We start from the raw sequence: 25,147 nt of genomic DNA, 5'->3' as shown, positions 1-25,147 counted from the left end.
TATTTTATTAGATTTCTTACATTAATAAGTACTGACTTTACGAGCCGGCTATCCGTGATGGATGGCCGGCTTTGTTTTTTGTTGTGGCAAAAGTTTTGCAAAGGGTCTCCGGGCCATAAAAACAAGCCGCGCGGGGCGGCCGTGCGACAAAAAAAGGCTATCTTTGCACCATGCCCCGCGCCTCGGTGGCCCCGTCACGACCCGGCTGTGGGTCGGCCTTGCGGCCGCAGAGTCTTGCCCCTGCCCCAGCCGCACGCACGCCCTGCCGCCGCCGGGGCTGCGCGATGACGGCCTTGAGGCCGCGCGATTGCACCGCAAAGGCCTGGCGATTGCGCCGTAACGGGCGTGCGATGGCACCGTAGACGCGCGGCGATGGCGGCGTGAAGGCAACGCCCGCGGGCCGCGCCCGCAGCGGCAGCACCCGTCGGCGGGCCGCGCAACGACAAATCATTTTAAACCTAAACGCTATATGTATTGCAAACTTCTCACTACGCTCGCCGTGACTTGTTCGCTGGCAGCCCATGCCGACCGGCTGAACATCTGCACGCGCAACCTCTCGCTGGTGGTCAGTGCCGACGAGGGACGGCAACCCGAGTATGTCTATTTCGGCTCGCGGCTCAGCGACGCCGAGAGCCGGGCCCTGCCCGTGCCGCGGGGCGGCCGCATGGACGCCTACCCGGCCTACGGCCTCAACTGTCCGGTCCCGGCCGCGCTGGCCTGCCGCCACGCCGACGGCAACCTGAGCACGCAGCTCGTCGTAACCGGCACGTCGCAGCAGGGCGACCTCACCACCGTGCGGCTCAGGGACCCGGTGTACGACCTGCGCGTGGATCTGAAATACCGTGCGCTGGCCGACGTGGACATGATTGAGGCCTGGGCCGAAATCACCAATGGCGAGAAAGCCACGGTGACGCTCACCGGCTTTGCCTCGGCCACGCTCCCCATCCGCCGCGGCGACGTGTGGATGAGCCACCTCTACGGCTCGTGGGGCAACGAGGGGCGCGTGGCCGAGGAGCCGCTGCGGCCCGGCGAAATCGTGGTGGCCAACCGCGACGGCGTGCGCAACTCGGCCACCGCCCACGCCGAGCTGATGTTCTCGCTCGACGGCAAGGCCCGCGAGAACAGCGGCCGCGTCATCGGCGCCGCCCTGTGCTACAGCGGCAACTACCGCCTCCGCGCCATCACCGACGACAGCGACTACCACTACCTCATGGCCGGCATCGACGAGCAAAACTCCGAGTACCACCTGCGCCGCGGCGAGACCTTCGCCACGCCCTGCCTGGCCCTCACCTTCTCGCGCGAGGGCCTTTCGGGCGCGAGCCGCAACTTCCACAGGTGGGGGCGCCGGTACCGGCTCATGCACGGCGACCGCGAACGCATGGTGCTGCTCAACTCGTGGGAGGGCGTCTACATGGATGTGAACCAGAAAGGCATGGACCAGATGATGGCCGACCTGGCCGACCTGGGCGGCGAACTCTTCGTGATGGACGACGGATGGTTCGGCCAAAAGTATCCGCGCAAGCGCGACGACACCGCGCTGGGCGACTGGGTGGTGGACCGTGAGAAGCTGCCCGAGGGCATCGAAGGCCTGTTGCGCGACGCGCGCCGGCACGGCGTGAAGTTCGGTATCTGGATAGAACCCGAGATGACCAACACCCGCAGCGAGCTCTACGAGAAGCATCCCGACTGGGTTGTCAAGGCTCCGCGGCGCGACGCCGTGACGGGACGCGGCGGCACGCAGCTGGTGCTCGACCTGGGCAACCCGCAGGTGCAGGACTTCGTCTTCTCCGTCGTCGACCGGCTCATGACGGCCCATCCCGACATCGCCTACATCAAGTGGGACGCCAACATGCCGGTGATGAACCACGGTTCGCAGTATCTGCCCATGGCCGACCAGAGCCACCTCAACATCGCTTACCACCGCGGACTGGAGCGCGTCTTCCGGCGCATCCGCGCCAAATACCCCGACCTCGTGATGCAGGCATGCGCCAGCGGCGGCGCCAGGGCCAACTGGGGCGTGCTGCCCTACTTCGACGAGTTCTGGGTAAGCGACGACACCGACGCCCTGCAGCGCGTCTACATGCAGTGGGGCACCAGCTATTTCTTCCCGGCCATGGCCATGGCTTCGCACATCTCGGCCGCCCCCAACCACCAGACGGCCCGCGTCATCCCCCTCAAATACCGCATTGACGTGGCCATGAGCGGCCGCCTGGGCATGGAGATACAGCCCCGCAACATGACCGATGCGGAGCGCGACCTCTGCCACAAGGCCATTGGCGAGTACAAGCAGATACGGCCCATCGTGCAGCTGGGCGACATCTATCGGCTGCAGAGCCCCTACGACAACAAGGGCGTGGCCTCGCTGATGTATGTCACGGAGGCCAGGGACAAGGCCGTGTGGTACTGGTGGAAGACGGAGACCTTCGTCAACCAGCACCTGCCGCGCATCCCCATGGCCGGCCTCGACCCGGCGCGCACGTACACCGTGCGCGAGCTGAACCGCGTGGGCCGCAAGCCTCTGGCGTGCGAGGGGAGGCAGTACAGCGGCGCCTATCTCATGGAGCACGGCCTCGAAATGCCCTACACCCACGACACGGGCACGGCCTGGGCCAGCCGCGTGTTGCTGCTCGAGTGAGGCGACGGGGCCGGCCGTCGGGGCCGCTCCGGCTGTACCTATCCCAACGCCATCCGCTCCAACCGCTCCACGGCTTCGGCCATGTCGGCGGCAAAGGTGGCGTGGGCCAGCAGGTAGTCGGGCCGCCCTGCGGCCAGAAGGGCGTAGAGCGCGGGGTTCATCTGCTCTACATACGAGCTGATGGCATACTCGATTTCGTCCTTTTGCCGCGCACTTGGCGAGTGCGCATAGACGCGCCACTTCTGGTGCAGAAAGGCGTAGGTCTGTTCAATGCTGTCCTTGCTAATCATGGGTAGGGGTTTTTGCCGGCAAAAGTAAGTAAAAAAACCGAGGCCCGCACGTGAATGATGCTTAAAAAGCAGGGCGTTTTCGTTTTTTATGCGTACCTTTACCCCGCAAACATCAACCCACGACACATGGACGACATCACCGAATACCGCAGCCGCATACTTCGGCTTCTGCTCCAGACCACCGGCCCCGACGGCCAGCCCCGCCTCACCGAGCGGCAGGCCCGGCAGCTCATGGGCGAGCTGACCGACGAAGACTTGAGGGCCGGCATGGACTTCAACACCCCCGAGGAGGTGGCCGAGCTGCTGCTCGAATCGGGCCTGGCCTGAACGCCCGCCCCCGCAAACCACACATCATGGACAAGGACAAGAACGCACTCCACACCTATCTCGACGAGATAGGCCAGCAGCGGCTCCTCACCGACGAGGAGGAGCGGCAGCTCGCCGACCGCATACAGGCCGGCGACCAACGGGCCACCGACCGGCTCGTCTCGGCCAACCTCACCTTCGTGGTGGCGATGGCCCGCCAGTATCAAGACCGCGGACTGCCCGCCGAAGACCTCATCAGCGAGGGCAACATCGGCATGCTTCGCGCCGCCGCCAGGTTCGACGGGCGGCAGGGCAAACGCTTCGTCGCCTTTGCCGCACCCTATATTCGCCAGGCCATGGAGCAGGCCGTGGAGCAGCAGGGAGGCCTCTACCGCGTGCCGCGCAACGTGGCCGACACGCGGCTGGAGAAGAAACGCAGCCACCCCCTCTCCATCGACGCACCCGTGGGAGGCAGCCAGGAGCTGAGCCTGGGCCGCATCATTGCCGACGCCGACGCGCCCGACCCCGACCGGCAGCTCGAGCAGGGCACCCTGCTGGCCGAGCTGCAACAGCTCGTGGCCCGCCTCGAGCCGCGCGAACGGCAGGTGGTGGAACGCTTCTACGGCCTCGGCACGTCCCACCTCACCATGGCCGAGATAGGGCGGGAGATGGGGCTCAAGCGCGAGCGCGTGCGCCAGATTCGCGACAAGGCCGTGCGCCGGGTGTGCCGCCTCACGCGCAGCACGGAGCTGCGCGACTACCTCAAGCAGTGACGCGCCCATGAAATACCTGCTCCTTTCCGACATCCACGGGTCGCTGCCAAGGCTGCAGCGCGCCCTCGACTTCTACCGCGCGCAGCGGTGCGACATGCTGCTCCTGCTGGGCGATGTCATCAATTACGGCCCGCGCAACCGCATTCCCGAGGGCATCGACGGCCAGGGCGTGGCGGCCCTGCTCAACGACATGGCCGCCGACATCGTGGCCGTGCGCGGCAACTGCGACTCCGAGGTGGATCAGATGCTGCTCCGCTTCCCCATGATGGCCGACTATGCGCTGCTCGTGGACGAGGGGCGGCGCGTGCTGCTCACCCACGGCCACGTCTACGGCCCGGCCCAATTGCCGCCCGGCCGCTTCGACCTGGTGGTTTCGGGCCACACCCATCTGTGGGAGTTGCGGCGGGGCGACGGCGGCCCTGCCTGTTGCAACACCGGCTCCATCACCTTTCCCAAGGGCGGCAACCCGCCCACGCTGGGCGTGATGGACGGCGGCGTGGTCACCATGTACACGCTCGACGGCAACCCGCTGGCCTCGCTCGACCTCAACCAATAAAGGCTTGCCGCAATCGCGGCAAGCCTTTTGCTTGCGTGGGTTCTGTCCCCAATCCTTTCCTTTTCCTCCTTTCACATCCTTTTTTCCTCCTTTCGCATCCTTGCCCTGGCGGGCTAAAAGCCCTCCGGGCAGCGGTAGCGGTCGCCCGTCTGCTCCACCAATTTCTTGCGGAAGGCCTCGGGATAGCCGGGCCGCTTCACGGCCGCGCCGAGCCCCTCGGGCGTGCGCTCGAAGGCTCCGCCCGTTTCGGGCTTCACGGCCATGTCGTTGAACTTCACGATGAGATAGGTTCCCAGCTGCTTCCAGCGGGCCAGCATCTGCTGGGCTTTCTCGTTGCTGTAGGCGTTGAGCAGCTTCACGGCCGCGGCCTCGTCGGTGGCACAGAGGGCGGCGGCGCGCTGCTCCACCTCGGGCTGCTGGGCAAAGTAGCTCTGCTCCAGCGAGTCGCGCACGGCTTCGAGGCTGGGGAAGAGCAGCGAGTAGCGCGGGTAGACCATGTTGCTCACCCAGTTGCACACCCAGTAGGCGTTGTCCATCGAGAACGTCAGGGCGTCGGCGCCGGGTGTGTTGTAGCACTCGGGTTGCACGGTGTTGCCGCAATAGACGGGCGTGTAGGCCACCATGTTGCCGTCGTCGTTGCCAAACCACAGCACGCCGCCCACCTGGCGGGGCAGCCAACTGCGCAGCTGGGCCACGTAGCTGAAGGCCGTCTGCTGCGTGCTCGTGGGTCGCTCGTTGAAGTATTTCTTGCCGTCCACGTTGAAAAAGAGCGGTGTGGGGCGGTAGGGCATCTGCCAGACGCCGCCCCCCATGTCGGCACTGTCCATGGCCATGGGCGTGCCCTCGTAGTGGTCGCGCATGGCCGTCTCCACGTCGTGCACGCTCAATTTGCGGTCGGGCACCACCCAGAGGGGCATGTCCTCGGCCGTCGCGTCCTTGCCCAGAACCCAAGGCAGGTAGCGGTCCATGCCCTTGGCGAAGCGGTTGAAGAAAGCCCACACGCGGGCGTCGCAGATGCGCCGGCCCGAAAAGTCGGGACGGGCGTAGACGGCTTTCCAGCTGAAGTCGGCGTCTTTGCCCGTGAACCAGCCCTTCTGCCGTGCGAACTTCACCACGTCGCGGGAGTAGATCACGTTTTCTTTGTCGCGCATGTCGAACTTGCCGATGCGGCTCTGGTTGGCGTGTCCGCAGATGGCGTTGTCGGGAATGCGCTGTGCCACCCACACCACGCCCTTGGAGCCGGGGCCCTTGCCCATCATTTCCATCACCCAAGCCTCGTTGGGATCGCAGATGGTGAAGGTCTCGCCCTCGGAGCAGTAGCCGTGGGTCTCGGCCAGTGTGGTCATCACGCGTATGGCCTCGCGGGCCGTCTTGGAGCGTTGCAGACCCAGGTAGATGAGCGAACCGTAGTCTATTCCGCCCTGGGGATCGACCATTTCCTCGCGCCCGCCGTAGGTGGTCTCGCCGATGGAGACCTGGTATTCGTTGATGTTGCCGATGACGTTGTAGGTCTCTGCCGCCTCGGGGATGCGGCCGATGAACCGGTGTGTGTCCCAGTTCACAATGTCGCGCATCGCGCCTTTGGCGTGGTGGGCGGCGGGATAGTGGCACAGACCGATGAACATGCCGTAGTCGTCGGCGTTGTAGGAGCAGATGACGGAGCCGTCGGCCGAGGCTTTCTTGCCCACGATGAAATTGGTGCAGGCCGGTGCCGCCACGGCGGCGAGGAGCAGCAGGGCCAGTGTGATTTGTTTTTTCATGCTATATGTGTTGATGGGTTTGGGGGTGTTATCGCGTGGGTTGCCGGAGTTGCGGTACGCCGGTGTGCCCGGGCGGCGGCAGGGGCACGGAGCCGTCGGGGCGGGGCATGGTGTCGGCGGGCTGCCCCGCGGCCGCTCCCGGCTGCATGGCGGCTGCGGCCTTGGGCTTGGGATGGCAGCGGAAGAGGCGGATGCGGCTTAGTGCCATGAGGTGGAGCGTGGTGGCGGAGGCGTTGGCCTGGTTGTCCTTGTTGAGCAGGAAGAAGCCCCGCACGGCCTTCACGGCCAGGCTGTCGGGGTTGTCGAGCGTGAGTGTCAAGGGACCGGCCGCGGAGATATGCACGACGCGCGAGGCCACGCTGTCGTTGGCGTAGACCACGGCCAGGGCCGCTACGCCGTCGCGCGCGCCGTCCTGGAAGATGAAGTCGCTCTGCAGCGAGAGGATGAACGCGTCGCCGCGGCGGAACGAGGAGTCGGCCGTGTGGGCGAAGCTGTAGACGTTGTAGGGCTGGTTGGGGATGAGGGCAATGCTCCGTTCGCCCCTCCAGATGTCGGCCGTGTCGCCCGTTGCGCTGGTTGTCGTGAGGGCTGCAAGGTCGTCCGACGACGAGCCCAGCTCGCGGGCGTCGTCCTGCATGCGCTGGGCCACGTGCTCGTAGATGGCGTGCAGGCGGTCGGTGTGGCGCATGTAGTAGACCATCGACGTGTCGAACTCGGCCTGGCTCACGCCGTACTTGCGCAACACGGCGGCGCGGTAGGCCATGATGTTCTCGTTGTAGTCGCCCTTGGCGGCGCGTGCCATGGCGTCGGCCAGGTGGTAGTCGTAGAGCAAATCCTCCATGTCGTCCTCCTGGATGAACGTGGACGGCACGCCGGGCTTGCAGCCCGCGAGGGCCAGTGCCAGCACACACACACATGCCGCGACGGCGGCCACGCGCAGCGTTTTCATGGGTTGCCTCCGTCGTTGCCGGCCGCGGCCGGGTCGTCCTTCCGCTTTCTCCAGCCCCCCGTCAGCTCCATGTCCTTGCGGCAAAAGAGGAACAGGCAGACCACGCCCACCGTGATGCAGGTGTCGGCAAAGTTGAACACGGGCGAGAAAAAGATGAACGGGTCGCCGCCCAGCACGGGAACCCACGCCGGCCACTGGGTCTGGATGATGGGAAAATAGAACATATCCACCACCTTGCCCATGAGGAAGCTGGAGTAGCCGGTGCCGAAAGGCACCACGTAAGATATATAATAAGGTGAGGAGGCACTGAAAACGAGCCCGTAGAACATGGAGTCGAAGACGTTGCCGGCGGCTCCTGCCACAATCAAGGACAGGAACACCACGTAGCGCGTGCGGGCCCCGCGCTTCACCATGCGGTGGATATACCAACCGATGACCGCGATGGCCACGAGCCGTGTCACGCTCAAAAGGAGCTTGTTGACAAAGGTCATGCCGTAGGCCATGCCGATGTTCTCGATGAAATTGATGTAGAACCAGTCGGTGATGCGGATGGATTCGCCCAGCGTCATCGTGGTCTTCACCTCGATTTTGATAATCTGGTCTATGACGATGATGGCCACCACGAGCAGCCAGGCCATGCGGCCGTCGGTCATAAACTCCCTTGCTTTCTTCTTCATCGTCATTTCTTTCTGGCGTTTTTGGACGCTACGCTGAGTGTGGCGTGGGGCACCACGCGCAGCCTCTCCTTGGGAATGAGCTCCCCCGTGAGCCGATCGATGCCGTAGGTTTTCTTGTCGATGCGGATGAGTGCGGCCTCCAGTCCTTGGATGAATTTCTGCTGGCGCTGGGCCATTTGGATGAGGTTTTCGCGCTCCATGGCCTGTGTGCCTTCCTCGAGCACCTTGTAGGTGGGGGCCGTGTCGTCGTCGGAGTTGCTGTCGGCATTCATCAGCCGGCGCATGGCGTCGCTGTAGCTGGCGCGCGTGAGCCGGAGTTTCTCGTTGATAATCGTGCGGAACTCTTCGAGCTCCTCGTCGGAATAGCGTGTCTTGGTTTCCATGGTGGGGATGTGAAAGCAGAGGCCCGGCCCTGCGTCCCGGGGATGGGGCAGCGGGGACGGGCCTTTTGCGGGTTAGTTTTTCTCGACTTTGATGTTGAGCTTGAACTCGTCGAAGTCGGTCTCTTCGCCGTCGTTGGGGGCGATGACAAGCTCGTCGGCCAGCACCTGCGCCTTGATGTAGTCGCCGAAGGAGGCCACGGCGGCGTCGGTCTGGGCGTTGGGAGCCACCGTCACGCGGATGCGGTCGGTGATGTCCAGCCCCGTGTCCTTGCGCAGATTCTGGATGCGGTTGATGAGTTCGCGCGCCATGCCCTCCTGCCGCAGCTCGTCGGTGAGCTCCACTTCGAGGGCCACGGTGAGGTTGCCCTCGTTGCTCACGAGCCATCCGGGAATGTCTTCGGAGATGATTTCCACGTCGGCAGCTTCCACGCAGACCGTCTGGCCGCCCAGCTCGAAGCTGTAGCTGCCGGTCTGTTCGAGCGTGGCAATGTCTTCCTGCGACAGGGCGGACATGGTGGCGGCCACGTCTTTCATGAGCTTGCCGAACTTCTTTCCCATGACGCGGAAGTTGCATTTCACTTTCTTCACCAGGATGCCCTGGCCCTCGGCAAAGCGTAGCTCCTTGACGTTCACCTCGTTCATGATGAGGTCCTGCACGGCCTCGATGTGGGCGCGCTGGGCTGCATCGACGGCGGGCACCATGATTTGCTGCAGCGGCTGGCGCACCTTGATGTTCACCTTGCGGCGCAGGGCCAGCACCATCGACGTGATTTTCTGGGCCATGCCCATGCGCTCTTCCAGGCCGCTGTCCACCAGCGAGGCGTCGGCCACGGGGAACCGCTCCAGATGTACCGAGGCCATCCGGCCGCCAAGGTCGTGGTAAAGCTGGTCGGCAAAGAACGGGGCGAACGGCGCCAACAGCCTGGCCACCGTGGTGAGACAGGTATAAAGCGTGTTGTAGGCGGCGAGCTTGTCGGGGCTCATGTCCTTGCCCCAGAAGCGTTTGCGGTTGAGCCGCACGTACCAGTTGCTGAGATCGTCGTTCACGAAACCGTCGATCAGACGGCCGGCACGCGTGGGGTCGTAGTTCTCCAACTCGCGCGTCACGCCGGCAACGAGCGTATTCAGGCTCGAGAGAATCCAGCGATCGATCTCCGTCAGGGCCTCGCCGGCGGGAGCCATGGCGGGGTCGTAGCCGTCCACGTTGGCGTAGAGGGCGAAGAAGCTGTAGGTGTTGTAGAGCGTTCCGAAGAACTTTCGGCGCACCTCGTCCACGCCGTTGGGGTCGAATTTCAGGTTGTCCCAGGGCTCGCTGTTGGTCATCATGTAGAACCTTACGGGGTCGGCGCCGTACTTTCCAATCATTTCAAACGGGTCGGTGACGTTGCCCACGTGCTTGCTCATCTTGTTGCCCTTGGCATCAAGAACCAGTCCTGTGGAGATGACATTGCGGAAAGCCACCGAGTCGAACACCATCGTGGCGATGGCATGGAGCGTGAAGAACCAGCCGCGCGTCTGGTCGACGCCCTCGTTGATGAAGTCGGCGGGGAAGAAAGCGGGCGGCACCGGCGTGCCCTCGTAGGTGCCGTGCACCAGCGACGCCCGGTACTCGGCCTCGGTGCGGCCCGTTGCAGCCAGCCCCTTGGCCTCGATTTCGCCCTCGAAAGGATAGTGTTGTTGGGCGTAGGGCATGGAGCCACTGTCGAACCAAACGTCGATCAAATCGCTCTCGCGACGCATGGGTTTGCCCTCGTCGCTCACGAGAACGATGTAGTCTATATAGGGTCGGTGCAGGTCGATGCGGTCGTAATTCTCCTGCGAATAGTCGCCGGGCACGAAGCCTTTGTCCTTGAGCGGGTTGGACTGCATCACGCCGGCGCCCACGGCTTTCTCTATTTCGGCATAGAGTTCCTCCACCGAACCGATGCACTTCTCGTGGCGGTCTTCGTCGCGCCAGATGGGCAGCGGCGTGCCCCAGAAGCGCGACCGCGAGAGGTTCCAGTCGTTCAGGTTCTCCAGCCAGTTGCCGAAGCGGCCCGTTCCGGTGGATTCCGGCTGCCAGCGGATGGTCTTGTTGAGCTCCACCATACGCTCCTTGCGGGCTGTGTCGCGGATGAACCAGCTGTCGAGCGGGTAGTAGAGCACGGGTTTGTCCGTGCGCCAACAGTGTGGATAACTGTGTACATGCTTCTCGATTTTGAATGCCGTGCCCTCCTGTTTCATCTCCATACAGAGCACCACATTCAGGTCTTCGGCCTTCTCTGAGGCCTTAATGTCCCATACTCCGTCGGGGTTGAACCGCGGGTCGTAGGCGTTTTTCACGTAGTCTCCGGCGTGCCGTCCGTAGGCCTCGAGGGCGACGCAGTGCTCCACAAAATGGGTGTCGAGCTCGTCGACGGCATAGTATTTGCCCTGCAAGTCCACCATGGGGCGGGTCTCGCCGCGGTGAGAAATCATGTAGAGGGCGGGCACATGGGCGTCGCGTGCCACCTTGGCGTCGTCGGCGCCAAAGGTCGGAGCGATGTGCACGATGCCGGTACCGTCGTCGGTGGTAACGTAGTCTCCGAGGATGATGCGGAAGGCTTCGTCGTTCATTTCCACGAAGCTGTCGCGGCCGTCTTCGCCCCGGAACACCTTCTCGGGGTGGGCCTCGGCGTAGGCATTGACGAAGTCGGGGGCGAAGTCGCCCGTCTTTTCACAGGCCTTCACCCAGGGCATGAGCTGCTCGTAGTGCATGCCCTCGAGCTCGGCGCCCTTCATACGGTCGACGATGCGCCAGGGGCACAGCTTCTTCTCCTTGTCGAAAGGCGGCAGCTGGCCCTCCCGACACTCCTGTGCGGGGTCGAGATAGGCGCTCACGCGACCCTTGGCCATGATGAGCGTCACGGGCGAACCGTCGTAGAGGTTGTAGGTCTCGACGGCCACGTAGTCGATTTTCGGGCCCACGCAGAGGGCTACGTTCGAGGGCAAAGTCCAGGGTGTGGTGGTCCAGGCCACGAAGCAGGGGCGGCCATGGCGCGTCCAGGCAGCCCTGGGATTGCGGACGAGGAACTGCGCCGTCACCGTCGTGTCCTTCACGTCACGGTAGCAACCCGGTTGGTTCAGCTCGTGGCTGGACAGCCCGGTGCCGGCTGCGGGCGAGTAAGGCTGGATGGTATAGCCCTTGTAGAGCAGCCCCTTGGTGTAGAGTTGCTTGAGCAGCCACCACAGCGTCTCAATGTATTTGTTGTCGTAAGTGATGTAGGGATGGTCCAGATCAACGAAGTAACCCATCTTCTCCGTGAGCTCGCGCCACTCGGCGGTGAACTTCATCACGTTCTCGCGGCAGCGTCGGTTGTACTCCTCCACGGAGATATACTTGTCCGACTGGCGGTTGTCAATATCTTTCTTGGTGATTCCAAGCTCCTTTTCCACGCCCAGCTCCACGGGCAGTCCGTGGGTGTCCCAGCCGGCTTTGCGCTTCACCTGGAAGCCCTGCATCGTCTTGTATCGGTTGAATGTGTCCTTGATGGCTCGGGCAAGAACGTGGTGAATGCCCGGGTGTCCGTTGGCAGAGGGCGGGCCTTCAAAGAAAATGAACTGCGGGCAGCCCTCCCGTTCGCTTATACTTTTGAGGAAGACGTCGTTCCTCCTCCATTCTGCCAACACTTCTTCGTTTGTCCGGGTGAGGTCAAGACCCTGATGTTCGGCAAACTTCTTAGCCATAATTTGTCTTTCTTTACCTGATTAAAATTTTGCGCAAAGGTAATCAAAAAATATAGATTCTACAAATTTTTAACTACCTTTGCACCGTAAACGCAAGCCCATGAACATCAAGCAAGCACAATTTGTCGTCTCGGCCCCGACGGTGTCGAAGTGTCCCGGCGATACGAAACCCGAGTTCGCATTCATCGGCCGCAGCAATGTGGGCAAGTCGAGCCTCATCAATATGCTGTGCAATCACAAGGGATTGGCCAAGACTTCGGCTACACCGGGCAAGACGCTGCTCATCAATCACTTCATCATCAACGGCGAGTGGTACCTCGTGGACCTGCCCGGCTACGGCTATGCCAAGCGTTCCAAGACCGTGCAGCAGCAGTTGGACCGGATGATACACTCGTACATGCTGCAGCGCGAGCAGCTCACTTGCGTCTTCGTGCTCGTTGACGTGCGCCACGAGCAGCAGCTCGTGGACCGCGAATTTGTGGACTGGCTGGGGGCCAGCGGCGTGCCCTTTGCCATCATCTTCACCAAGGCCGACAAGCTGGGCCGCGTCAAGGCGCGCGACAATGCCGAGGCATGGATGAAGCTGCTGCACAGCACCTGGGAGGAGCTGCCGCCTTATTTCATCACCAGTTCGGAGAAGAAGACCGGCCGCGACGAGGTGCTCGACTACATCGAGGGCGTCATCCGCGACGTGAGCAACCCAAAGACGATGTGATGGCACCCTATTTGGACGTACAGAATCTGACGAAAACCTTTGGCGCGCAGGTGCTTTTCGAGAGCATCAACTTCTCGGTGGGCGAGGGCCAAAAGGTGGGGCTCGTGGCGCGAAACGGCACGGGAAAGTCCACCTTGCTTGAGATTATCGCCGGCCACGAGGGCTATGACGAGGGTGCCATCATCTTCCGCAACAACATCCGGCTGGGCTATCTTGACCAGACTCCACGCTTCGATCCCGACGAGAGTGTCATTGACGCGTGCTTCAACCACCGGGGCGACCCCGAGCGGGTGCTCCGCGCACGCCAGATCCTCACCCAGCTGCACATCACCCGACTCGACCAGCCCATGCGCGAATTGAGCGGCGGACAGCAGAAGCGCGTGGCCCTGGCCAACGCCCTGATAACCGAACCCGACTTCCTCATTCTGGACGAACCCACCAACCATCTCGACCTGGAGATGATTGTTTGGCTCGAGGGATACCTCTCGCGCTCCACGCTCACGCTGCTCATGGTGACCCACGACCGCTACTTCCTTGACCGTGTGTGCAACCTCATCCTCGAGCTCGACGACCGCACCATCTACACCTACCGCGGCAACTACAGCTACTACCTGGAGAAGCGGCAGGAGCGCATCGACAACCGGCGGGCCGAGGTTCAGCGCGCCAACAACCTCTACCGCACCGAGCTGGAGTGGATGAGGCGCATGCCCCAGGCCCGCGGGCACAAGGCGCGCTACCGCGAGGAGGCCTTCTACGAGCTGCAGGCCAAGGCCACGCAGCGCATCGAAGACCGGCAGCTGAGGCTCAAGGCGGGCGGCGTCTACATCGGGTCGAAGATATTCGAGTGCCAGTATGTGTCCAAGAAATTCGACAACCCGGGTGGCGACGACAAGGTGATACTGGACAATTTTTACTACAACTTTGCCCGGTTCGAGAAGATGGGCATCGTGGGAAACAACGGCACGGGCAAGTCCACCTTCGTGAAGATGCTGCTCGGCATCGTGCCCCCCGACGGCGGACGCTTCGACATTGGCGAGACCGTGCGCTTCGGATACTTCTCGCAGGAGGGCATGAAGTTCGACGAAAACGACAGGGTGATCGACGCCGTCACCGACATTGCCGACTACATCGACCTGGGCGGCGGCCGCAAAATGACGGCTTCGCAGTTCCTCAACCACTTCATGTTCGAGCCCGAACAGCAGCACAACTACATCTATAAACTCAGCGGAGGCGAGCGGCGCAAGCTCTACTTGTGCACCGTGCTCATGCGCAACCCCAACTTTCTGGTGCTCGACGAGCCCACCAACGACCTCGACATCCAGACGCTGCAGGTGCTCGAGGAGTATCTGCAAGACTTTCCGGGCTGCGTCATCGTGGTGAGCCACGACCGTTATTTCATGGACAAGGTGGTGGACCACCTGCTGGTGTTCCAAGGCGAAGGCGCGGTGCAGGACTTCCCGGGCAATTACACGCAGTACCGCGAGTGGAAGGCGCTGCAGAGCCAAGCCGACGCGGCCGAGGCCGCCAAGGCCCCCAAACCCTCCAAGGCCCCGGCCGGCGAGGAGAAGAGAGAGCGCTGCCTCGACACCCGCCGCAAGCTGACGTTCAAGGAGAAGCGCGAGTACGAGCAGCTCTCGCGCGACATCGAGGCCCTCGAGGCCGAGCAGAAGCAAATCGAGGACGCGCTCTGCAGTGGCACGCTCACCGTGGAACAGATCACCGACATGAGCCGCAGGCTGCCCCAGGTCAAGGAAGCCCTCGACGAGAAGGGCATGCGCTGGCTGGAGCTCGACGAGCTGGCCTAATCACCCCGACGGCATGGCACGCACGTCTCTACTCCTCCTGGCCCTGGCCCTGACGCTCGCCGCCGCGGGCCGCGAACGCCCCGACACGGCCCTGCTGCACCGCATCTTCGACTATGCCGCCACCGTCGACACCACCCGTGCGGCCGACACGGCCGAGTATGCCTACACGCGCTTCCGCCTCAGCGTGGACCGCAAGAACCCCACGCTGATGCTCGTTCCCACCGTCTATGCCATCGCGCACAGCGGCCAGCGGCAGTATGTGGGCGAGACCTACAGCCGCATCACCATGCCCAGCTTCGGCCGCTACGAGTCGCAGCAGTTGCTGCACGTCACCACCGTGCCCCGCCGCCACCGCACGATGACCACGATGCTGCGCTACCTCACCCCCCACGTCTACGGCGAGACGCTCTTCGAGAACGCGCTGCTCTCGCCCTTCCACCGCGCCAACCGCCGGTTCTACCGCTACCGGGTCACCTTTCTGCTCAACGGCACGGCCCGCGTCAATTTCACGCCCCGCCGCCGCAACACGCAGCTCGTGGGCGGCCAGGCCCTCGTGGACTACTACACGGGGCGCATCATCCGTTGCTCGCTCACGGGCGAATACGACATGGTCAACTTCTGGATCACCCTACAAATGGGCGCCGAGGGTTGGCGCACGCTACTGCCCGCCCGCTGCGACCTGCGCACGCGCTTCCGCTTTATCCGCAGCAAGGTGAGCGGCCGCTTCACGGCTTTCTACGGCCTGCCCCGCGTGTTGACCGACACCATCGCCAACGAGGACGACATGGAGCTGATGTGCCGCGTGCGCCCTGACACGCTCGACTACGACGCCCTCGCGCTCTACGGCACCATGGCCGCCCGCCGCATGGCCCGCGACTCGGCCCTCGCCCGCCGTCCGCCCGAGGCCCGCCGACCCAATCTGGCCCGCAAAATCCTGTGGGACATCATCGGCGACAACATGCTCAACCGCGTGAAAAGCAACTTCGGCATCAACAATCAGGGCTACATCCGTCTCAACCCCATCCTCAATCCGCTCTACATGGGCTACGACCACCACCGCGGATTCACCTATAAATTCGACCTGCGCATGAGCTATCAGTTCGGCCCCAACAGCGAACTCTCCACCCGGCTCAAGGCGGGCTACGCTTTCAGGCAGAAGCAGTTTTACTTCCGGCTGCCCCTTTACTATTACTTCGATAAGCGACGCAACAGCTACTTCAAGCTCGAGGTGGGCAACGGAAACCACATCCGATCGCTCTCCGTGCGCCGCGACATCGAGCGGCAGTATCCCGACACGGCGGGCCTGGGGCTGCCCGATTTCGGGCTGCTCCACGAGTTCCGGCAGACCGACACCCGGCTGATGGTCAACATCAACCTGTCCGACCGCCTGGGCTTCCAGCTCGGCACCCTGTTCCAGCGGCGCGAGGCCGTCCACCGCGAAGCCTTCCGTCGCCTGGGCCGCGCGGGCGTCTACCACTCGTTCGCCCCCATCGTGGAGCTGCAATACCGGCCCTGGGGCTGGCGGGGCGCCGTGTTCACGGCCGACTACGACCGAGGCATTCGCGGCGTCATGGGTTCCAACACGGACTACGAGCGCATGGAGTTCAACGGCGAATACATCCACCGACTCAACCGCCTGCAGTCGTGGCAGATGCGCGTGGGCACGGGCTTCTACACGCGCAAGGACGCGCGCGGATACTTCCTCGACTACGAAAACTTCCGCGAAAACAACATCCCCGGCGGCTGGAACGACGACTGGAGCGGCGAGTTCGAGCTGCTGCGCAGCGACATCTACAACACTTCGGCCTACTACGTGCGGGCCAACGCCACCTACGAGAGTCCGCTGCTGCTGCTCAGTTGGCTGCCTTGGCTGGGCCACTACATGGAGATGGAGCGCGTGTATGTGTCGGTGCTCGACGTCAAGTCGGTGCATCCTTACGTCGAGCTGGGCTACGGATTCACCACCCGCCTCTTCTCCTGCGGTGTCTTTGTAGGCAGCGGACAGGGTAGCCGCGTCTTCGGTTGCAAGTTCGGCTTCGAGCTCTTCCGGCGGTGGTAAGGGCGTGGTTTCAGACAAAACAACATGCTTTGGATGTGGCTTCGCAGAGGGTTTTTAGACATAGCAACAGAATAACAAATAAGCTTCGCGGTGGGTTTTTAGACATAACAACATATTGAACACATGGCTGCGCTCCGCAACTGCCCTACTCGCAAAGGGAATAACTTCCACCGCGAAGCTTATTTGTTATTCTGTTACTATGTCTTTAAACCCACCGCGCCAGCCTTATGTTCAATATGTTGTTCTGTCTAAAACCCCACTGCGCAGCCACATCCAAAGCATGTTACCATGTCTATCTCTCTGTTGCCCTGTCCCAACTACGGTTGGCGGCCATAGAAATGGGCGTAGTTGAAGAAAGGCTGGGTCACGGTGTCGGTGCTGCTGGCCGTATAAGTATTGCCGTAAGGGTCGACGGCCTTGACGAAGACCACCGACGACGCACGCCGCGGCACATAATAATAAAGGTGGTTCATGATGAGGTAGCCGTTCTTCTTGCTCACGAACCAGTAGCTCACCGACTGGCTGTAACGGTGGTGATAGCCCGTGGCAAAGGCGTCCTGGCCCAGCGAACTGATGCGCGTCATGGGGTGTTCCACGCCGTTTTCCATGGCCACCACCCGCCAGCGCGAGTCGGCATTGAACACATTGGCCACCAGCACGCCCGCCCCACGCGCCAGGTTCCAGTCGGCGGCGTAGCTCTCTTCGTTGAAGTTTGTGCCGGCGCGGAAGAGCGACATCTGCCGCGTGCGCTCCCAGCGCGTGCCCTTGTAATAGGCATTGGCCAGGGCCGTGCCCTCGAAACTGTAGACGTAGTAGCCGTTGGGCGTGCCGCAGATGTTGATGTTCGACTGCCAGATGTTGCCGCAGGCCGCCGCGTGGCAGTGCTCCATGAGGTGGCGGCCCTCGTAGTCAATCTCGTGGTTGAGGGCGAAGTGGGTGTGCCCGCAGAAGAGTTCCGCGCCGCCCTCGAAGCCGTCGACCAGCTGCAACAGCTCCCCGAGGCGCGACGAGGAGTAGTGGCCCTGCTCCGTCGCGATGCCCAGCGGCTGCGCCCCCTCGGCGGGCCGGTTGCCCAAGGTGAGGGGGATGTGGTAGCAGAGCACCACCTTTTTGCGCTTGTCGGCCAGCTCCAGGTCCTGCCGCAGCCACTCCATCTGCGCGTCGGAGAGCTCTCCGGGCTGGTAGTAGAGGCTGCCGTGGTAGAAGTTGCAGTCGTTGAAGCACACGTAGTGCTCCTCGCCGCGGTCGAAGCTGTAGTCCGTGGGGCCCCAGTTTTCCTCCCATTTTTGCTTGTACACCCGCTTGCCGTCCTGGTCGTGATTGCCGATGACGGAGAACACGGTCATGTCTGCCGACCCCAGCGCCGTGCGTATCTGGCGCTCCAGCGAGGCGTTGTAGCCGCCGTAATACTGCACGTCGTCGCCCATCGAGAGGCCGTAGACGGGCGTGCCCGGGGGCAGTTCGGCGAGCGTCTGGCGGATGTCGGCCATCGTCTCGTCGGTGAATCGCGCCACGTCGCTCTTCTTCACCGGGTTGTCGTCGGGGCCTGTATAGTAGGGGCTGAAAGCGTTGGTCACCTGCGGGTCGCCGATGACAATCATGCGATAGGCCGTCTCCTTGCCGCCGGGCAGGCGGGTGAGCGTGAAGTCGTACACCGAGTCGCCCTCCACAATCGGCCGGTAGCAGCACGCCGTGCGGTCGGCGTCCGAGTGGGTGGGCACGCGGCAGTCGGCCGGAACGGTGTAGTAAACAAAGCGCGCCTTGGGCTTGCGGCGCAGAGCGTAGCGGCCCATCGAGTCGGTGAGCGTGCATTCGTAGCTGTCGCTCACCACCACGCCGGGCATCGGCGTGCCGGTGGAGTCGGTGAGCGTGCCGCGTATCGAGTCCACGGCCAGGGTGCGCACGCGGCGCAGCGAGTCGGCCACGAAGCGGGCGCGTGCCGCCGAATCGGCCAGGGCCACGCGGCGGGCGATGGAGTCGGCCCGTGCCTGCGCCGCCTCGCGCCGCCCCTGTTCCACCATCGAGACCACGCCCATGCTCGCGAGGGCCAGCACCACAAGGAGCGTGGCGGCCAGGTACACCTTGTTCGTTTTCAAATTCTTCATGCGGAAAAGACTTGAGTATTCATGTCATGTTACGGCGTATGACTTCACTCACGACAAAATTATGAATTTATTCCGAGACGCGCGACGGAGTGCCATCTCTTTTTAGAATATCCTGCAAAATCTGTAAATGATTGGGCCGGAAACGCGTGGTTCACAAATAAAAATGTTATTTTTGCGGACGGTTAACATATAGACTCATCGAACAAAAAATGCTCATGGCAAAAGCAAAGCCCTTTATCAAGTGGGTGGGTGGCAAGGGACAGCTCCTCGAACAGCTGGACGAACAGCTTCCGGCCGACTTTGATCGCTGGATCGACGTGACCTACATTGAGCCCTTTGTGGGGGGCGGGGCCATGCTTTTCTATATGTTGCAACGCTATCCTAACATCAAGCGGGCCATGGTGAACGACATCAACCCGGACCTTGTCACCTGCTACCGCACCGTGCGTGACGAGCCCGAAGCGTTGATTGCCGCCCTGCAAGCCATCGAAACAGCCTATCTGGCCCTGCCAAACGAGGCCGAACGCAAGGCCCGCTACCTGGACATCCGGGCACGGTACAACCGGAAAGGGCTCACCCCCGTCGACAACACGGCGTGCTTCATCTTTCTGAATCGTACCTGCTTCAATGGTCTGTACCGCGTGAACAAGTCGGGGGCTTTCAACGTTCCGTTCGGCCGATACGCGCGTCCCACCATCTGCGATGCCGCCACCATTCGAGAAGACAGCCGCCTTTTGCAGCGTGTGGAGATAGGCAACGCCGACTTTGAGCAGACCCTCGAGGCCGCACGCGGGCGCACGCTGTTCTATTTCGACCCTCCCTACAGGCCGCTGAGCGACACGTCGAGCTTCAATGACTACACCCGGGAATCGTTCAACGACGATGCCCAGATACGCCTCAAGCTGTTCTGCGACAAGGTGGACGCAGCCGGTTTCCACTTCATGCTGAGCAATTCGGACGGCAAGGCGGAGGACGAGGCCACCGGATTTTTCGACACTCTCTACGCTTCCTATCCCATCGAAAGGGTGTGGGCCTCGCGCAATGTCAACGCCAATCCCAACAAAAGGGGCAAGCTGACGGAGATACTGGTGCACAATTACCAGCAGACAAAAGCCGCAGCCCGCGCAGACTTCTTCGGCCGGCAACCCTTGTACATCACCAATCACATTGCATAAAATGAATAAAGACTTCGATCTGTTCATGTCTCAACTTCAGGAGACCAACCAGACGCTGGACTTCTTCTGCGACTTCGAGAAGATAACCCGAAACGTTGAAGACATCAGGTTGAGCCTCTGCATGCTCAACAGCCTCATCGGCAGCAAGAACCTGCGCAAGGGCGTTGAGACCATTTGGGAGCGCGACAAGTCAGCCTTTGCCGTCATGGACATTCTGATTGCCGTGCGCAGCAAGGGCAAGAAAGTGGTGCTGAATGCCCACGGACAGTGCGTGCCCGTCGACCGATTCTTCGAGAGTGTGGACGGCGTGATGGAGTTTTTGGAAGACACCGGACTGGCCGACATCTTCAGGAAAGGGGCGATTAAAGACCTCGTGGACTATGTGTTCGGCATCGAAACAGGCCTTGACACCAACGCCCGCAAGAACAGAAGCGGGGACATGATGCAACGGCGCGTGGCCGGATTGCTCGGTCAAAACAATGTCGGCTTCCGGCAGGAGGTCTGCTCCGACGAGTGGCCCGGCATCAAGAAAGCACTGGGCAACGACGAGAAGCGCTTCGATTTCGTGGTCGAAAGTCAGGGCACAACCTATCTTATAGAGGTGAACTTCTACAGCGGTGACGGCTCCAAGCTGACCGAGGTGGCCCGTTCCTATTCCGACATTGCACCCAAAATCAATGCCGTGCCGGGGTTTGAGTTTGTCTGGATTACGGACGGTATAGGCTGGCGGTCGGCCCGCAACAAGTTGCAGGAGGCCTACGGCATCATTCCTCACGTCTACAATCTGACCAGCTTCACCGACTTCATCCGCCTACTTTCCACGCCCAACCCATAGCGACATGCCGTCACTGCATCTGCCGGTCCGCACCCATGATTGCAGCGGGTCGGCACGGAGGATGCGCGAAAGTGGGGGATTCCATGCCATGTCCGGCCGCAGAACCGGCCCCTACGCAGAAACCCCGTAACACCGCCGTGCGGCCATCGCAGCATCGTTGCGCCGCAAACGCGCGCCCGTTACGGCGTAATCGCCGGGCCGTTGCGCCGCAATCGCAACGCGAATACGGCGCGGACGAAAGGCGGGCAAGCGGCCAACGCAGGGCGGAGCCACGGCAGCCCGAAAGCGGACAGCCGGCGGCGCGGGCTACACGCCGTCGTCCTCGTCGTCCTGCTGCGTGTCCGACTCGGTGTCGAGCCGTGTGTCCTTGGACACGGTGACGTTGCCGAAGTTGTCGATGCGCAGCACCAAGGGCACGTATTCGTCGCTCGACTTGTCGGGGTTGCCCACGCTCGCGGCGAAGAGCAGACGGTTGCCGCTGGCCCGAACAAAGACAATGCCCAGCAGGGCGCCGTCGCGATAGCTGGCGTCGTCCACGTAGTCGCGGAAGAAACTCTTGGTGAACGAGCGGCTGAAAAACTCGGAGCCGTCGGCCCGGACGATGCGCAGACGGATGCGGTTGTCGTAGTAACGCGTTGCGCCGTCGCTGGCCAGGGGCAGCGAGTCGTCGGCCGCGAGGCTCGACTCCACGGTGTATTTGTTGCCCATCCACGCCACGGGGCGCGTCTGCGTGTAGTCGCCCATCTTGTGGATAGTGGGCTTGCGGGCCGCAGGGGCCGGCTTTTTGGTGATGATGATGGTGTCGGTCTTCTTCTTGGCACAGGAGGAAACCATGACGAGGGCGAGGCCCATGAGGCCTATTGCGAGTAGTCTTTTCATTGCGTTTTCGTTGTGTTTCCCAGGCGGGATGTGTGCAAAGTTAAGCAAAAAGATTGAAAACGGGCCGCGAAAACGGCAAAAAGGCACGCACGGTTCAGGCTGCACGCGCCGCGAAAGCTGAAAGTACGGACATCAAAGTGCAAGGCACACTCCTCCCCCGGCAGGCCGCACGCGCCGCGAAAAGGTCCGGCCGGAGTTAAAAAATGGGACGACGACGGAAGATTCTGCGTTTTTTTACTAACTTTGCAGCACATTTAAGCAAACCCGCAAACCGCCATCCGCCCATGTTCCACCGTCTCCTCCTCCTCGCTCTGCCGGCCCTGCTGCTGCTCACCGCCTGCAGCCGGTGTGGCGACGGCTCCGGCCGGGAGGGCGCTCCGGCGGCCGCCGACACCGTGCCGATACTGGTGATGCAGATACAGAAGTGCTCGCGGCTCTACAGTTCGGAGTACCAACTGCACAAGATCGTCACCTTCGGCGACACGCTTGCCCTAAGCGGCTCGCTGCTGCAACACCGTTTCAAGATCAACCTGCCCGTGGGCCAGCGACGCGTGGCTATCCCCCTCACGGCCACGGTCAAGGCTTACGTGGACATGGGGCAGCTGACGGAACGCGACATTCGGCGGCGCGGACGCCGCATCGAACTGGTGCTGCCCGACCCGCAGATAGAGCTCACCGCAACGCAGATAGACCACGACGCCGTGCGCCAGAGGGTGTCGCTGCTGCGCAGCCGCTTCTCCGACGAGGAACTGACACGCATCCAACAGCAGGGTCGGGAGGACATTATCCGCTCGCTGCCACGGCTGGGCATCGTGGAGAATGCGCGTCAGAACGCGGCCCGTCAGCTCATCCCCATCGTGGCCGGAATGGGTTGGCGGCCGGAGGATGTGACCGTCACGTTCCGCAAGAAGTTCACGCCCGCCGACCTCGCGGGCCTCATCCGCAAAACCGAATAGCCATGGCCGCACTGCCGGGAAAACTCCTGCGGGCCCTCTGGGCCTCGACACGCACCACGCGCATCGCCGTAGTGGCCACGGCTACGACCGTCGCCATCGTGCTGGGCGCGGCCGCCTGGTGGCTGCGCGGCACCCACGTAGGGCTGTCGCATACGAGCCACATTGACATCACGCCCGTGCAGATAGAGCGCATACGCAGCATCGGCGAGTGGGAATTTCTCTCCATCAGCGACGAGGAACTGGTGGACACCGTGCGCCACGGCTTCTTCGGCGACGACGGTCTGGCCCGCATCTACTACGGCACGCTGCGCCTGGGCATCGACCTGGGCGAGGTGCAGGAGGGCTGGATACGGATGGATCACGACACGGTGAGCGTGACGTTGCCGCCCGTGCGTCTGCTCGACGAGCGTTTTCTCGACGAGGCCCGCACGCGTTCTTTCTACGAAGACGGCCGCTGGACCGAGGCCGACCGCGCCCGGCTGACGCGCCGCGCCGAGGCGGCCATGCGCGACCGCTGCCTCACGCCGGCCAACATTGCCAGCGCCGAACGGCAGGCCGCCGCGCAGATGAGCCAGTTGTTGCGGGCCATGGGCTTCGCGCAGGTGCGCGTAAGGTTCGCTCCGCGCGACGGCAAAAAATAACCGTCCGCCCAGAAACGGCCATAGCCGGGCCCGGGCGGACGGTCTGCGGGGCACGGCGGCCATGGCCGGCCGCCGTGCCGCTACTTCTTCTCCTTTCTCTTTTTCTCGCTGCTCTCCCGGTATTTCAGTATCATGGGCACAATCTTCCTGTAGATTTTCCGGTCGCCGCGGATGCGCCGGATGAGCAGCTCGCAGGCGGCAACGCCCTGCTCGTGGGCCTGGTCCATGATGGCCGAAAGGGTCGGCGTGACAAAGGCGGCGTTGTCGCCGTCGGTGAATCCGATGATGGCCACGTCCTCGGGAATGCGCAGCCCCAGGCTCTTGATGGCGTCGAAGGCGGCGTAGGTCAGGATGTCGTTGAAGGCAAGAATGGCATCCGGGCGGTCGGGAAGCTGCAGCAGGGCGACGGTGGCGCGGCGGGCCACGTCGAAATCTATCCTGTCGCACACCACGAGCCCGCGGTCGATGGGGATGCGCTCCTCGCGCAGGGCCTGCAGGTAGCCGTGCTTGCGCCGCTTCACCATGTCCAGATGGTTGGGCCCTCCGACGAATGCAATGCGCCTCGCGCCGCCCTCGAGGAGGTGCCGGGTGGCGTCGTAGGCGGCCACATCGCCGTTGCCCACCACCTGCGAAAAACGGTCGGGCAGACAGGTGCGGGCGAAGAACACGAGCGGCATGTCGGCCTCGGCGAGCATCTCGTAGTGGGTGTAGTCGATGGTGTCCTGCGCCAGACAGGCGATGATGCCGTCCACATGGAGCGAGAAAAAATTGTCGACGGCACGCTCCTCGAGCACGTGGCTCTCGTGGCTGTTGGCCGAAAACACGGAGTAACCGTTGCGCGAAGCGTAGTCCTCGATGCCGTCGAGCACCGAGGCGTAGTAGTGGGTCACGAGGTTGGGAACGATGACACCGATGATGCGGGGGGCCTCCTTGCGCAGGCTTTGGGCGAAGGGGTTGGGCCGATAGTTGCGTGCCTGGGCCAGCGCCTTGACGCGTTCCTGCATCTGTTGGCTCACTTCGTGGCTGCCATGAAGCGCGCGCGACACCGTGGCCATGCTGACGCCGAGCTCCGCGGCCAGGTCTTTGAGGGATGTGCGATGCTGTTTCACGGGCGAGAAAATGGGGTTGACCAATGAAAAAAGTGGGGTTGACCGTCAGTTTTCGGCAAATTTACGCAAATTGTCGGAGCCCCGCAAACGTTTACGTTGCTTTTTCGCCGCCGTGCGACAAGATTTGCAACGAATAGCCTTATCTTTGCAGCATATTTTGTATATAACAATGAATAGTTGATAATAAGTTAGTAAGAAAACAACGAGCCAGAACCGTCGGGAGACAGTTCTGGCTTTTTTGGTTGCGCCGCGGGGCGGCGGCCCGGGGGCGACGGGGCCGAAGCGGCGGCGGCAGGGCCGCCCTGCGGCCTTCGTCTATCGGTCTTGCTGCAGCACGCAGCGGGCGGCAAGCTGGCTGCGATCCACGACGATGAGGGCCATGGGGCGCATGGTCCACGACATGTTGCGCTCGCCCACGCGCAACGTGTAGTGCAGCGTCAGGGTGTCGCCCTCGCGTGTGAGCCGCCCGGGCACCACCTCGGTGTAGTCGTTGGTGAGGGGCAACACGATGCCGATGACAAACTGCCGCGCAAAGTCGACGGGCGTGGGCTGCCCGTCGGAACCCATCACGGCGGCCGCGCCATAGAGGCGGTCGAACTCGGTCTGCGTGGTCACCACGGGGCTGGAAGGCAGTTGCGCGTCGTTGTTGAAGAAGTAGTGGCGGGCCTCGCTGTAGGCCACGCTGCCGGCTGCAGCGGCCGTTCGCGTGCGGTGGCAGGCGCAGCTCCACAGCAAGCAGAGGGCGGCGAGGGCCACGGCATGGCGCATAGCCGTTCTCATGATTCTTGCATCGATGTTCATATCCGGTAAACGCGTGGCCCGGCAAAACCTTGC

General features: G+C 62.7%; 21 protein-coding genes. 11 read left to right on the top strand and 10 right to left on the bottom strand.

Features of this window, described 5'->3' with window-relative positions:
* Positions 1 to 469: 469 nt before the first annotated feature.
* Positions 470 to 2,635, top strand: coding sequence for an alpha-galactosidase (locus tag PREDE_RS09960; protein WP_005847044.1), 2,166 nt, complete (start codon positions 470 to 472; stop codon positions 2,633 to 2,635).
* A gap of 38 nt (positions 2,636 to 2,673) precedes the next feature.
* Here the strand turns inward: PREDE_RS09960 and PREDE_RS09955 are convergent, their stop codons facing one another.
* Positions 2,674 to 2,925 (bottom strand): hypothetical protein, encoded by a 252-nt coding sequence (locus PREDE_RS09955; protein ID WP_005847042.1) that lies wholly within the window; start codon positions 2,923 to 2,925, stop codon positions 2,674 to 2,676.
* 126 nt (positions 2,926 to 3,051) lie between these two features.
* On the opposite strand from PREDE_RS09955, the gene PREDE_RS09950 reads away from it, so the two are divergent.
* Genes PREDE_RS09950 through yfcE form a run of 3 tightly spaced genes read left to right on the top strand, consistent with a single transcriptional unit; the run spans position 3,052 to position 4,560 of the window.
* Positions 3,052 to 3,252 (top strand): hypothetical protein, encoded by a 201-nt coding sequence (locus PREDE_RS09950; protein WP_044127051.1) that lies wholly within the window; start codon positions 3,052 to 3,054, stop codon positions 3,250 to 3,252.
* Between the two features lie 26 nt (positions 3,253 to 3,278).
* Positions 3,279 to 4,004, top strand: a complete 726-nt coding sequence (locus PREDE_RS09945; protein WP_005847038.1) for a sigma-70 family RNA polymerase sigma factor — start codon at positions 3,279 to 3,281, stop codon at positions 4,002 to 4,004.
* Between the two features lie 7 nt (positions 4,005 to 4,011).
* Complete coding sequence (gene yfcE / locus PREDE_RS09940; RefSeq protein ID WP_005847036.1) at positions 4,012 to 4,560, top strand: phosphodiesterase; 549 nt, start codon at positions 4,012 to 4,014, stop codon at positions 4,558 to 4,560.
* 113 nt (positions 4,561 to 4,673) lie between these two features.
* Here the strand turns inward: yfcE and PREDE_RS09935 are convergent, their stop codons facing one another.
* From PREDE_RS09935 to ileS, 5 genes are all read right to left on the bottom strand, one after another.
* Positions 4,674 to 6,320, bottom strand: a complete 1,647-nt coding sequence (locus tag PREDE_RS09935; protein WP_005847035.1) for a dipeptidase — start codon at positions 6,318 to 6,320, stop codon at positions 4,674 to 4,676.
* 28 nt (positions 6,321 to 6,348) lie between these two features.
* Positions 6,349 to 7,269 carry a DUF4296 domain-containing protein gene (locus tag PREDE_RS09930; protein WP_005847033.1) on the bottom strand — a complete coding sequence of 307 codons (921 nt, stop codon included), beginning with the start codon at positions 7,267 to 7,269 and terminating at the stop codon, positions 6,349 to 6,351.
* Positions 7,266 to 7,952, bottom strand: coding sequence for a lipoprotein signal peptidase (locus PREDE_RS09925; protein WP_005847031.1), 687 nt, complete (start codon positions 7,950 to 7,952; stop codon positions 7,266 to 7,268). Before PREDE_RS09925 ends, PREDE_RS09930 begins: the two co-directional genes overlap by 4 nt.
* Positions 7,949 to 8,329: a TraR/DksA family transcriptional regulator gene (locus PREDE_RS09920; RefSeq protein WP_005847030.1), complete on the bottom strand. Its 381-nt coding sequence runs from the start codon at positions 8,327 to 8,329 to the stop codon at positions 7,949 to 7,951. Before PREDE_RS09920 ends, PREDE_RS09925 begins: the two co-directional genes overlap by 4 nt.
* Positions 8,330 to 8,401: 72 nt before the next feature.
* Positions 8,402 to 12,034 (bottom strand): isoleucine--tRNA ligase, encoded by a 3,633-nt coding sequence (gene ileS / locus PREDE_RS09915; protein WP_005847028.1) that lies wholly within the window; start codon positions 12,032 to 12,034, stop codon positions 8,402 to 8,404.
* Between the two features lie 100 nt (positions 12,035 to 12,134).
* Here ileS and yihA point away from each other — a divergent pair, with 100 nt between their 5' ends.
* The 3 genes from yihA to PREDE_RS09900 are packed head-to-tail and all read left to right on the top strand — an operon-like array spanning position 12,135 to position 16,613.
* A complete protein-coding gene (yihA, locus tag PREDE_RS09910; protein WP_005847026.1) occupies positions 12,135 to 12,749 on the top strand; it encodes a ribosome biogenesis GTP-binding protein YihA/YsxC in 615 nt (204 codons plus the stop codon).
* Complete coding sequence (abc-f, locus tag PREDE_RS09905; protein ID WP_015310446.1) at positions 12,749 to 14,554, top strand: ribosomal protection-like ABC-F family protein; 1,806 nt, start codon at positions 12,749 to 12,751, stop codon at positions 14,552 to 14,554. The genes yihA and abc-f overlap by 1 nt, the downstream gene beginning before the upstream one ends.
* A gap of 13 nt (positions 14,555 to 14,567) precedes the next feature.
* Entirely contained in the window at positions 14,568 to 16,613 is a 2,046-nt protein-coding gene (locus tag PREDE_RS09900) for a DUF5686 family protein (RefSeq protein WP_005847022.1), read from the top strand.
* A 317-nt stretch (positions 16,614 to 16,930) separates the two neighbouring features.
* On the opposite strand, the gene PREDE_RS09895 is transcribed toward PREDE_RS09900, so the two are convergent.
* Positions 16,931 to 18,718, bottom strand: coding sequence for a calcineurin-like phosphoesterase C-terminal domain-containing protein (locus PREDE_RS09895; RefSeq protein ID WP_005847020.1), 1,788 nt, complete (start codon positions 18,716 to 18,718; stop codon positions 16,931 to 16,933).
* Between the two features lie 215 nt (positions 18,719 to 18,933).
* Here PREDE_RS09895 and PREDE_RS09890 point away from each other — a divergent pair, with 215 nt between their 5' ends.
* Together PREDE_RS09890 and PREDE_RS09885 are read left to right on the top strand one after the other, a co-directional pair.
* On the top strand, positions 18,934 to 19,893 hold the full coding sequence (locus PREDE_RS09890) for a DNA adenine methylase (RefSeq protein WP_015310445.1): 960 nt from the start codon (positions 18,934 to 18,936) through the stop codon (positions 19,891 to 19,893).
* Position 19,894: 1 nt separating this feature from the next.
* Positions 19,895 to 20,728 carry a type II restriction endonuclease gene (locus tag PREDE_RS09885; RefSeq protein WP_015310444.1) on the top strand — a complete coding sequence of 278 codons (834 nt, stop codon included), beginning with the start codon at positions 19,895 to 19,897 and terminating at the stop codon, positions 20,726 to 20,728.
* Positions 20,729 to 21,034: 306 nt separating this feature from the next.
* On the opposite strand, the gene PREDE_RS09880 is transcribed toward PREDE_RS09885, so the two are convergent.
* Positions 21,035 to 21,607, bottom strand: coding sequence for a DUF4738 domain-containing protein (locus PREDE_RS09880; RefSeq protein WP_005847015.1), 573 nt, complete (start codon positions 21,605 to 21,607; stop codon positions 21,035 to 21,037).
* Between the two features lie 284 nt (positions 21,608 to 21,891).
* Here PREDE_RS09880 and PREDE_RS09875 point away from each other — a divergent pair, with 284 nt between their 5' ends.
* Entirely contained in the window at positions 21,892 to 22,563 is a 672-nt protein-coding gene (locus PREDE_RS09875; RefSeq protein WP_005847013.1) for a DUF4230 domain-containing protein, read from the top strand.
* A gap of 2 nt (positions 22,564 to 22,565) precedes the next feature.
* Positions 22,566 to 23,204: a DUF4230 domain-containing protein gene (locus tag PREDE_RS09870; protein ID WP_005847011.1), complete on the top strand. Its 639-nt coding sequence runs from the start codon at positions 22,566 to 22,568 to the stop codon at positions 23,202 to 23,204.
* Positions 23,205 to 23,284: 80 nt separating this feature from the next.
* Here the strand turns inward: PREDE_RS09870 and PREDE_RS09865 are convergent, their stop codons facing one another.
* Together PREDE_RS09865 and PREDE_RS09860 are read right to left on the bottom strand one after the other, a co-directional pair.
* Positions 23,285 to 24,313, bottom strand: a complete 1,029-nt coding sequence (locus PREDE_RS09865; RefSeq protein WP_005847009.1) for a LacI family DNA-binding transcriptional regulator — start codon at positions 24,311 to 24,313, stop codon at positions 23,285 to 23,287.
* 315 nt (positions 24,314 to 24,628) lie between these two features.
* Entirely contained in the window at positions 24,629 to 25,093 is a 465-nt protein-coding gene (locus tag PREDE_RS09860; RefSeq protein WP_044127107.1) for a hypothetical protein, read from the bottom strand.
* Positions 25,094 to 25,147: the final 54 nt, after the last annotated feature.

The organism is Prevotella dentalis DSM 3688 (genome assembly GCF_000242335.1).
Taxonomy (GTDB): Bacteria; Bacteroidota; Bacteroidia; order Bacteroidales; family Bacteroidaceae; genus Prevotella; species Prevotella seregens.
This window is presented reverse-complemented; position numbering and strand designations above follow the sequence as displayed.